The sequence below is a fragment of the Brunnivagina elsteri CCALA 953 genome (assembly GCF_002289455.1).
Lineage (GTDB): Bacteria > Cyanobacteriota > Cyanobacteriia > Cyanobacteriales > Nostocaceae > Brunnivagina > Brunnivagina elsteri.
This window is the reverse complement of sequence record NZ_NTFS01000522.1, coordinates 1-3,890: the sequence shown is the minus strand read 5'-3', so window position 1 is coordinate 3,890 and position 3,890 is coordinate 1. Positions and strand designations below refer to the sequence as shown.

At 38.0% G+C, this 3,890-nt stretch carries 5 protein-coding genes; 1 reads left to right on the top strand and 4 read right to left on the bottom strand.

Annotated elements, in window-relative coordinates; all coding sequences use genetic code 11:
* Nucleotides 1–31: 31 nt before the first annotated feature.
* The 4 genes from CK510_RS27635 to CK510_RS27620 all read right to left on the bottom strand — a co-directional run bounded on the left by CK510_RS27635 (nt 32) and on the right by CK510_RS27620 (nt 3,238).
* On the bottom strand, nt 32–349 hold the full coding sequence (locus CK510_RS27635; protein ID WP_245912468.1) for a P-loop nucleotide/nucleoside kinase family protein: 318 nt from the start codon (nt 347–349) through the stop codon (nt 32–34).
* A 159-nt stretch (nt 350–508) separates the two neighbouring features.
* Entirely contained in the window at nt 509–2,254 is a 1,746-nt protein-coding gene (locus CK510_RS27630; RefSeq protein WP_245912467.1) for an ankyrin repeat domain-containing protein, read from the bottom strand.
* Nucleotides 2,215–2,844 carry a GNAT family N-acetyltransferase gene (locus CK510_RS27625; protein ID WP_095724703.1) on the bottom strand — a complete coding sequence of 210 codons (630 nt, stop codon included), beginning with the start codon at nt 2,842–2,844 and terminating at the stop codon, nt 2,215–2,217. The genes CK510_RS27630 and CK510_RS27625 overlap by 40 nt, the downstream gene beginning before the upstream one ends.
* A 25-nt stretch (nt 2,845–2,869) precedes the next feature.
* Nucleotides 2,870–3,238 (bottom strand): ASCH domain-containing protein, encoded by a 369-nt coding sequence (locus CK510_RS27620; RefSeq protein ID WP_245912466.1) that lies wholly within the window; start codon nt 3,236–3,238, stop codon nt 2,870–2,872.
* 128 nt (nt 3,239–3,366) lie between these two features.
* Here CK510_RS27620 and CK510_RS27615 point away from each other — a divergent pair, with 128 nt between their 5' ends.
* Nucleotides 3,367–3,822 carry a hypothetical protein gene (locus CK510_RS27615; RefSeq protein ID WP_095724702.1) on the top strand — a complete coding sequence of 152 codons (456 nt, stop codon included), beginning with the start codon at nt 3,367–3,369 and terminating at the stop codon, nt 3,820–3,822.
* Nucleotides 3,823–3,890: the final 68 nt, after the last annotated feature.

Here is a 3,890-nt window from a genome sequence, read left to right as displayed (position 1 = left end):
CCTCAAGTCATTGCTCACCGTTGTGCTTACCTTAATGGATTAATCTTTGCTCGCTAAATAAAAAGTGGGATGCTCCCCTTTGATTTTTTGTATTTGCTGGAAAATCCATGACTACGGAAATGCCAGAATTAAGTATGTTTCTGAGATGATTTTTCAATAATGGTTTGAGGCGATTTGCATATTTCAAGTAATCATCAAAATTCTTGATTTCTTCAGGATAGAGATTCGATAACCAATCATCCTCAGATAAAAGTATGGCATTTAATTCTTGAGAGATTTGGCGGGACAACGTAGATTTTCCCGCACCCATTTTTCCACAAAAAAATATCAAAGTTCCTTGAGAATTCATTCTCTTATCCTTGGATAAATATTACATATCTAAATGGCGATCGTTATTACTGAGTATGACATTACGCCCATCGAGCTATGATTTGCGATCGCGTTCTCAACTGTGGTGAAAAGGCTATTCGCTTTGGGGTACTTTACACAGTAAATTTATGAGATTCAATTAGGCTATAGTTTGACTCCAATGCATCTTTATTAAATCGAGGATATAGGAGTTTTTATTATCTATATAATTTTTCTTATCTCCTGTTTTAGAAAAGAACTTACCGCCAGTAATATATATATGAGATGGTTCTCGATAATATGCTCTATGCCGACTAATCCATCCGGGTTTTTCTCCACTTGTTTCAACTTTTTCAATCGCAAATGTATGACAATTTAGACGATAAACAGGTGTATCCCCATAAATTATGCCGCTGTCATAACCCAAATTACCTATGATGTAAATATATTCTCCAACTTGGGTGGCAGAATGAAAATCAGTGGGGGGAAATTCTTCTTGGGGATAGCCTAAAATTGTAAATGTGCCATCATTTTGGGAGACAACCACATCGTTATATATACAAAAATCTGGATCGTAGTAATCTTCATGTTCCCCTCCAATTTGAATAATTCTCCCGTCGGGTAACTGGGTAATTGTCCGACCAAATCTTTGAAAACACCATACAGCTTTATCTCCAAAAGCATTATCGGTATCATCAAAATTATTTCGCCCAGCCCATGCTGTTGTCCTACTTCTAACCATCTCATGCCAAAACTCTATTTTCATTACTTCAGGATTAGCTGTTCCAAATTGCCGATATTTACCGCTTAAATATTGCTTTTGATCGATATTTGATATTTCGTAATCGCCACTCAATCCTGTTAATAACTGCCGCGTCTCATCGTTGATATCGCTTAAATCCTCACCCGCATCGACGAGCAGTTTGACTATTTCTAAATTGCTCGCACTATTAATTGCCTTTAGATCGTACTTTCCACTCTTACTGGCATCTGCGCCAGATTCCAGTAATATTATCACACAAGCAGTAGCACCTCGTTCGCCTGCCATGACTAAGGGAGTTGTGCCATAATGGTCGGCAGCTTCGACATCAAAACCCTGAGTAATTAGCCATTTGAGAAGTTCTAAGTGATTATTTTTGATGGCACACATTAATTCAGTTTCTTCGGATGTGAGATATTTCTCCCGCTCTGATGGTGATGGTAAAAGTAATTCTGCTTTCTCAATTTTACCCACTTGCAAACTCAAAATCCACGGTGTCCGGTTACAACAATCTCGTGCTTCTAAATCCGCACCCCCACCGATTAATTGCTTTACTTCTTCCACACTTCCAAACACAATTGTATACATTAATTCCGTCCATTGCAATTGCTCTCGATCCGCACCTGCTGCTAATAAAAAATCCACCACATCAAAGCGACTTTCCCAAGCAGCAGCAGTCAACGCAGATGCTCCACATTGATTCTTTCCTAAATTTGCACCTTTCGCAATTAATAAACGAAGAATCGAGATTAAATTTTCACCTTGAGAAATATTTTGACTACATATCGCATCAATTAATACATCACAGCCATTCGCACCGGGAGAGTGAATATTGACTCCTATCTCCAAAAGATATTTAATTTTATCGATATTTCCCGATTGGATAGCGAATCCCAGCACAGTATAGTTGGAAATCCCTCCAATCGCGTTCACATCTGCGCCATTTTCTACCAAAAATTGCACCATTTCCAAGCTTGCATTATGCCTACTTACCGCCCATATCAATGATGTTTGTGATGATTTATCGAGACTATCGATATCAACTCCATTCGCCAATTCTCCCCGTACACCTGTAATATTTCCTTGGATGATATAATCGTGAATTTTCATAGTGCGATCGCTTCTTTCCAATAACTGGAGTAACATTTACCAATAAGTTGAAAACCCAACGATTGATACAGTCCAATTGCTTCGAGATTGTCTGTGTTGACCCACAACTTTACCCTTGGATGCACTTCTAATAATTCCCCAATCAAAAACGCGAGTAATTTGCGAGCAAAACCCCGTCTGCGAAATTGTGAAAACGTAAATGGCGCAATTACAAAAGCATCACGTCTAGTTGTAGTGTAGCGTACTACAGAAACAATCTGGTTTTCATGTTCTAAAACTGCAATGGTTCGTTTTTCTATCCAATCATCCCAAGGGTGATTTAAGCTACCACTACCCCGTTCGGCTAAATAAGCTGCTGCGTAGGTTTGTAGCACTGGTTTATCTTGAGAAATTGCCCATCGTCCTTTAGCTCCAGGAGGAATTTGGTTACAAACCATGACAATTTGCTCGAACTCGCATTCCAGTGAATATTGTTGCAACAATTGGGGACGAATCCAATTTTTTGTTTGGGAAGAGGTACATACTTTTTGCGGACAACCCCGTGTAGTTGCAATTGCCAGTAGGGATTTACCTGTCTCGTAGTTGCAATTTTCGATTAATAGATTGGTATTCCCAGGTTTAACCATAACAATCCCTTGGATATTATTGACATCAAGGGAGTTTGCTAAACTGTGTATCAACCTCACAAAATGGTCGAATTGTTACTTCTGTTGTTTCAATAATGCAGAGTGGATTGTTCTCGCCGTCAAGTACAATTGTTTTCAATCCTAATTCCTTAGGAGGTTCAATTGCTTCTGCTTTCCATTCCCATAAAGCGGAACAAGTTGCGGTTTTAATTCCTTTGACAATTAAATTACCCAATTTATCCGCTAGAGTCGAGCTATCACCAAATTGAGATGCTTCATATTTTTCGCCTGAAGCATTAGGAAATACTGCTAAATATGCTTGCCAGTATTTTTCTACTTCTTTTGTGTTGATGTTTGTTGCGATCGCACTAGTTGGAGAATTTGTTGAATCCATAGTCAGGATATCCAAAAATAAGGTATTAAAACAATAATTATAATAAAACGTAGTGTAATAATATCGATTTTGCGAAAAAAAAACTTGAAATCTTGCCAACTATATATTTTATTTTGGAGCCAAGTAAAATGGAAAGCTGTGAAAATGATGAAAAAAGCACAAATGAAATTATTCAAACTGCTTTAACGACAGAAAATGAAGATGTTTATTGGGATTTGGTAAACATTTTACGTAACCGTGGTAGTGAGGAGGAATTTACAGCAGCATCAAAATTGTGTGAGAGTCAAAATTCCAAGGAAAGAACTTTAGGCGTTAACATCTTATCGCAATTAGGAACAATACAAAAGGAATTCCGTACTCTCGAACGCGGAGATATTTTATTAAAGCTACTGTCACAAGAAGAAAAAGATAGAGATGTTTTAGCTGCAATTGGCTATGCTTTTGGTCATTTAAATGATGCAAGGGGTATTTTGCCATTAATTGAATTAAAAAATCATGCCGATAGTGACGTGCGGATGGGTGTGGTTTTAGGTTTGACTTGTCAGGAAGATGAATCCGCTATTCAGACATTAATACAGGGTTAGCGCATCTCAAACCCTATTGACAGAAAGATTATGGAAGAGCCGCCATCAACACAGATACCATGTACCGA